We start from the raw sequence: 5,281 nt of genomic DNA, 5'->3' as shown, positions 1-5,281 counted from the left end.
TCCTCGCGACTTTAGTTAAACTCACCTTATAGTCTAACTCAGAACTGATAGGTGGTAAGCCACAGACGCCAAAGCTGGCGCTGGGACCGGTGCTGTACTACTGGTCCAAGGAAACGCTGCTCGACTTTTACGAGCGGATCAGCGCCACGCCTGTAGACATCCTCTATCTCGGCGAAACGGTCTGCTCCAAGCGGCGGTCGCTGAATACCGACGACTGGCTGGAACTGGCCGCGCGGCTGACCGCCGCCGGTAAGGAGGTGGTGTTGTCCACCCTGGCGTTGCTGGAAGCGGAATCGGAACTCAAGACCTTGCGGCGGCTGTGCGAGAATGGCCGCTTCACCGTAGAAGCCAACGACATGGGCGCGGTGCGGTTGCTGTCGGGTAAAGCGCCGTTCGTGCTGGGCACGGGGGTCAATGTCTACAACGGCCAGACTCTGCGTTTCCTGGCCAGGCTGGGCGCTCAACGCTGGGTGATGCCGGTGGAGCTGTCGCGGGCGACGCTGGCCAGCATTCAGGCCCAGCGGCCCGCAGAAGTGGAAACCGAGGTTTTCGTCTACGGACGCTTGCCGCTGGCCTATTCCGCCCGCTGTTTCACCGCGCGCTATCACGATTTGCCCAAGGACGATTGCCGCTACCGCTGCCTCGACGACCCGGAGGGATTAGCCCTGAGCACCCGTGAGGGCCAGGCGTTTTTAACGCTGAACGGCATCCAGACCCAGTCGGCGCAGACTTATAACCTGTTGCCGGAATTGGCGGAACTGCGGGCGCTGGAGGTCGATGTCTTGCGGATCAGCCCGCAGGCCAACGGAACCGAGGCCGTGATCGAGGCGTTTGCGGCCTGTCTGCGCGGCGAGCGCGAGCCGGTCGAGGCGGCGGCGGCGCTTAACGCCACGTTGCCGTATGGAGCCTGCGACGGCTACTGGCAGGGACAGCCGGGACTGCGGCAAGTGGTGGAAGTGGTGTAATAAAGGGCGCAGAGTGTTGGCGCGACGGGATCGGTTGCAGGTTATACGGAAACCGGATAATCATTAGTTGGGCATAACAAACCAGAATCTGGCGCGGGGAGGTGCCGCTTGACCCAGAAACCCATACCCAAACCATCATTCCTCGACTCATGTGATGCGATAGGGGCCTATGGCGGCGTCAAACGATGGCGATCAAAGGACGGTAGCCGCCTTTATACATGGGACTCTCTGCACGGTGAGATTGAAGTGTTCAACAAGCGCGGCTACCACTTGGGTGTAATTGATGCTGTACATGGTCACATCATCAAAAAAGCTGTTCGCGGGAGAAAAATCGATGTCTAACTTCATTCTAAAATGTCTTAGCGGCGATGCTCTACTTGAGGACGTTGACGACTATGTCGAGCGTTGGCACGAAGGCGCCTCCACTTTAAGCCTTTGCAAATACCTCGGAATGTCTCGATCTGAGTATGAGTTGTGGGTGATTGATCCAGATGTTCTGCCTTTCGTGGTAGAAGCTCATAGAACGCACCGCGACGTTAACGAGGTAATTGAAGAATTCAACGCACTGCCGTTGGCGGCTCGCGCTGCGTCACCAGAGAGGGCTAGAAAACTTGCAACTTGGCTAAAGAACGCAGGTCTCTGGGAGTAGCGCGTTGGGGGCAACGACTGGCTTTGCTAGAAGAATCATAGAGAAATACCATCTGTCGCCTCCTATTGATATAGAGACGCTGGTGGCTAACTATGCTGAAGTTATCTACCGCGCAATCCCGGTATCAGGAGTTGATGGCCTAAGTCTTCACTTGAAGATGCCGGGTAAGCGGCCTACTGTCGTCATCAACACAACCAATCCTCCGAGGCGCAAGAGATTTACGCTCGCCCATGAGCTGGGACATATCCTTATTCCATGGCATATGGGTTCGTTCGTCGACAGTTTGGATCTTGGGGAGGCTGGGGATAGCGAAGACTATTGGACATTCGAGAAGGAGGCCAATGAATTTGCCGCTGAGGTGCTAATGCCGGAGGCGTGGGTTGCTAACTTAGTTAAGTGCGAGGCTAACCTCGCCATGTGTCACAAAATTATCGTTCAGACCTGTGATGTTTCACCACATGCCGCTTCAATTCAGCTCACAAAGAGCTTGCCAAGCCATATCGCGTATGCCGTGGTTCGAGATTCAAAGGTTGAGCATTCTGGGCGTACTGAGGGTACGCGGGCGGCGTCTCTACTGCGGTCACAGCCTTTGCCTAGTGAGCCGTTCTCCTATGCTCGCCAGTACTTTGTTGAGCATCTAGAACATCAATCCCTTCACTGGTGGGTGCTACCCGATAGAGTCTCACTGAACAGTAGCGATTCAAGGCAATGGCGAGAAATCTTAAATGGAATCGTAGAGGACATCGGCGTACCTGAAGAAAAGCGAAACCACTTTAAATCCTCGGTGAACGGGGTGATAGCGGCTGCTAATGGCTCGATTCGAAATCAACCTGGGTATTCGATTGATATGGTTGCTGCCGCATGCCTCCATCGGCTTTATAATCGTGAGCAATATGAGGCTTTTGTGCAGCACCAAGACTTTGAGACATTTATTGCAAAAAAGGCCAGCAGCTTTGTACATGGAGACGCCTAACGGCTGACTTCACGGGTTGCCCTTAGGCAGCCCCGTGGAAGGAAAGGTTAGGCGTCAGAATTCAACATTCGCAATTTTGATCTGCTCGGGGAGAACCAATGTCAGCAGTCCTACTTCAGCTACTTGACGCGCCAGCGGCAATGACACCGCAAGATGCCGATGAGTAGGGTCGGCATAGCAGGGTCTCTCTGCTTGGATCGGCTTAAACTTTCAGATAGTCAGTTCATCCTGCTGCTCAATCGCTCGTAAGCCGCCATTAAACCCTGCGTGGCGCGCAACAACGGTGGTAGCAGGCCCGCGAACGTTTCCAGGTCGGCCCCGTCCAGCCAGTTTTTTAACTCCAATCCCAAAGCCGTATCGCCTTCCATAACCACCCGACGGTTGAAAAACAGCGTATCGGAATCCTCTCGGCGGGTGGCGAGCGCCAGGAAATCGTAGATCGCGCCACTGACCGTCAGATCGGGCGGATGCGCGGCGGAGCGGGGCGCAAAACCCGCCGAACCGGTAAAGCAGAACCGGTACGTGATCCTGGCGTCGCGCACATTAATCACCAACACCCGATCACGCAGGAACTCGAATTCACCCTGTTGAATTTGTGCGGCGAGCAGGACATTCAGGGCTTTGGTCAATACGGTGGAATGCACGGCGCCGGGAATCAGGGAGAGGGGCCAGGCGCAGGGCGCCGGCAAAGTGGGGCGCGGTGGAAAAAGTGAACTCAGCGCTGTTGGCATTTTGGCGGTCTCTGGGAGCGGTACAAGAAATCCAGGCCATCGATTAACCGAATGCAGAGCGGGTGTCAACCGGCCTTGGCGGGTTGCAGCCCGCTCTTGCATCCTTGATCAGCGGGTAAGTTGGCTTGGATCAGCGAATCCAAGTCCAGTTGTTGCAACGTCGAAATCGCGTATTCCCAGCGCCCTTCGGCGCATAGGCCGAGAACGCCGCCTTCCTCATAAGCCTCCAATGCCGCCTTGATGCAGGCGGCGCGCACCGCTTCGGCCAGCGTCTGTGCATCCGTCATGGCGTTTCTCCCGGTTCACTGCGTTAACGTTAATTGGGTATAGAGCCGCAACAGTTGGCGCGGCAGTTCTTCGGGATGACGGATCAGCACGAAGCCCTTGTTGCCGAATAAATACGGCAGATAGTCGCCCGCATCCTGATCAATCGTCACGCAGAACGGATGCAGACCATCCCGGCGCGCTTCCATCAACGCCATGCGGGTATCTTCAATCCCATAGCGTCCCTCGTAATGATCCAGATCGTTCGGTTTGCCATCAGTCAGCAGCAATAACAGTCGGCGGGCGGCGCTTTGCTGGTTTAACAAGCCGGCGGCATAGCGCACCGCCGCGCCCATCCGGGTGTAATAACCGGGCTTGATGGCGTTGATCCGCCCCCGCACCGTAGCGGTATAGCGCTCGCCAAAGGTCTTGATTCGCTGGACGCGCACCTGTTGCCGCTTGCACGAAGAAAAGCCGTACAGCCCGAAGCGGTCGCCGGTGGCCGCCAGCGCCTCGGCGAACAGGAACAGGCTGTCGCGGATCACATCGATCACCCGGCCCTTATTATTGACCCAGGCATCGGTGGACAACGACAGATCGGCCAGCAGTAAACAGGCGAAATCGCGCTCCTGCCGCGCCCGTTGCCGGTATAAGCCGCGTTCGCAGCTATGGCCGCTGCCGACGCAATCAGCGGCATGGCGCACCCAGGCGTCCAGATCGAGTTCCTCGCCCTCCGGCTGAGCGCGCCGCCAGCCATGACCGGGCCGCAGAATTTCAAACTGGCGGCGCAGCCGTTGAGCGTCGCGGCGCAAGGCGGCGGGCAACTCGCAAGGCGGGGCGCGTCGGGCCAGCCTCTCCTGCACGGTGCAGAAATTCGGCAGTAGCGCGCGCTGGCGGTAGTCCCACTCCGGCAGCGGGACGCCTGGACCCACCGGTAGATCATCCGCGCTGGCGGAAGGCAGATCGAGGTCGAAACGCACTCTGGAAGCGGTTTGATCGCCATCGCGGGTGACGCTGAGCGTCTCCATGTCGTTCGCCGCCTGCGCCGCGTCTGGATTGGGGTCGTCGTCGGTAGGCCGGTTGACCCGTATAAATTCCGCCCAGGACAGCAGGCTTTCGGCGCGAAAGGGCGCTAAAAAACTGCTTTTGCGTTCCGGCAGATCAACCCGATCGGCGCGGCGGCGCTGGCGGTCGGGTTGCGCCGGATTGGCGCTGCTGGCAGGTGAGTGGCGGGAATGCGGCGGTGATTTGACAGCGGCGCGGGCTGGGGCGGGGTATAGCCAGAGCGGCACCGGTTGCAGCGGGCGGGCGGCAGCAGGCCAGATCAGGACGCTACCCGGTTCATGCAGAGCTTGCCGCAGTTGGGTTTCCTGCACGGCTTCATCCGGAGGCAACTGCGCCGGCGCAATTCGCGCTGCCAACGTCGCGGCTACCAGGCGTCGGTAACGGGGTTGCAATCCTGGATAACGCTCCAGCGCCATCAAGGTAGCCCGCTGATTGCCCGCCAGCCAGTCGGCGTCGGAATCAAGCGCATCGTGGGCCGCCGCCAGCGCGATCAGCCAGAGATACAAATCGCGGTTCAGTTCCCGTTGCGGGAACAGCGCCAGTTCTGGCGGCAATTGCAGGGTTTCCGCGTCGCGGCAGGAGATCGGAAGAGCACACGTCTGAACTCCAGTCACGCCAATATCTCGTATGCCGT

Annotated in this window: 7 protein-coding genes; 4 read left to right on the top strand and 3 right to left on the bottom strand. The window is 58.5% G+C overall.

Features of this window, described 5'->3' with window-relative positions; all coding sequences use genetic code 11:
- The first annotated feature begins 47 nt into the window (after positions 1-47).
- From BN874_RS11390 to BN874_RS22580, 4 genes are all read left to right on the top strand, one after another.
- Positions 48-965: a U32 family peptidase gene (locus BN874_RS11390; protein ID WP_034433355.1), complete on the top strand. Its 918-nt coding sequence runs from the start codon at positions 48-50 to the stop codon at positions 963-965.
- 108 nt (positions 966-1,073) lie between these two features.
- Positions 1,074-1,307 carry a colicin E3/pyocin S6 family cytotoxin gene (locus BN874_RS23630; RefSeq protein WP_081756334.1) on the top strand — a complete coding sequence of 78 codons (234 nt, stop codon included), beginning with the start codon at positions 1,074-1,076 and terminating at the stop codon, positions 1,305-1,307.
- A complete protein-coding gene (locus BN874_RS11385) occupies positions 1,249-1,614 on the top strand; it encodes a hypothetical protein (RefSeq protein ID WP_195912175.1) in 366 nt (121 codons plus the stop codon). Before BN874_RS23630 ends, BN874_RS11385 begins: the two co-directional genes overlap by 59 nt.
- A 4-nt stretch (positions 1,615-1,618) precedes the next feature.
- Complete coding sequence (locus tag BN874_RS22580; RefSeq protein ID WP_051497741.1) at positions 1,619-2,587, top strand: ImmA/IrrE family metallo-endopeptidase; 969 nt, start codon at positions 1,619-1,621, stop codon at positions 2,585-2,587.
- A 218-nt stretch (positions 2,588-2,805) separates the two neighbouring features.
- On the opposite strand, the gene ubiT is transcribed toward BN874_RS22580, so the two are convergent.
- The 3 genes from ubiT to BN874_RS11365 all read right to left on the bottom strand — a co-directional run.
- On the bottom strand, positions 2,806-3,318 hold the full coding sequence (ubiT, locus tag BN874_RS11375) for a ubiquinone anaerobic biosynthesis accessory factor UbiT (protein WP_034433351.1): 513 nt from the start codon (positions 3,316-3,318) through the stop codon (positions 2,806-2,808).
- A 65-nt stretch (positions 3,319-3,383) separates the two neighbouring features.
- On the bottom strand, positions 3,384-3,605 hold the full coding sequence (locus tag BN874_RS11370) for a hypothetical protein (protein WP_034433349.1): 222 nt from the start codon (positions 3,603-3,605) through the stop codon (positions 3,384-3,386).
- Between the two features lie 15 nt (positions 3,606-3,620).
- The coding region (locus tag BN874_RS11365) for a nitric oxide reductase activation protein NorD (protein ID WP_051497740.1) at positions 3,621-5,281 on the bottom strand (1,661 nt) is incomplete at its 5' end.

The organism is Candidatus Contendobacter odensis Run_B_J11, assembly GCF_000531125.1.
Classification (GTDB): domain Bacteria; phylum Pseudomonadota; class Gammaproteobacteria; order Competibacterales; family Competibacteraceae; genus Contendibacter; species Contendibacter odensensis.
Note: the sequence above shows the minus strand (reverse complement) of the source record. Positions and strands in the feature narration are given on the sequence as shown.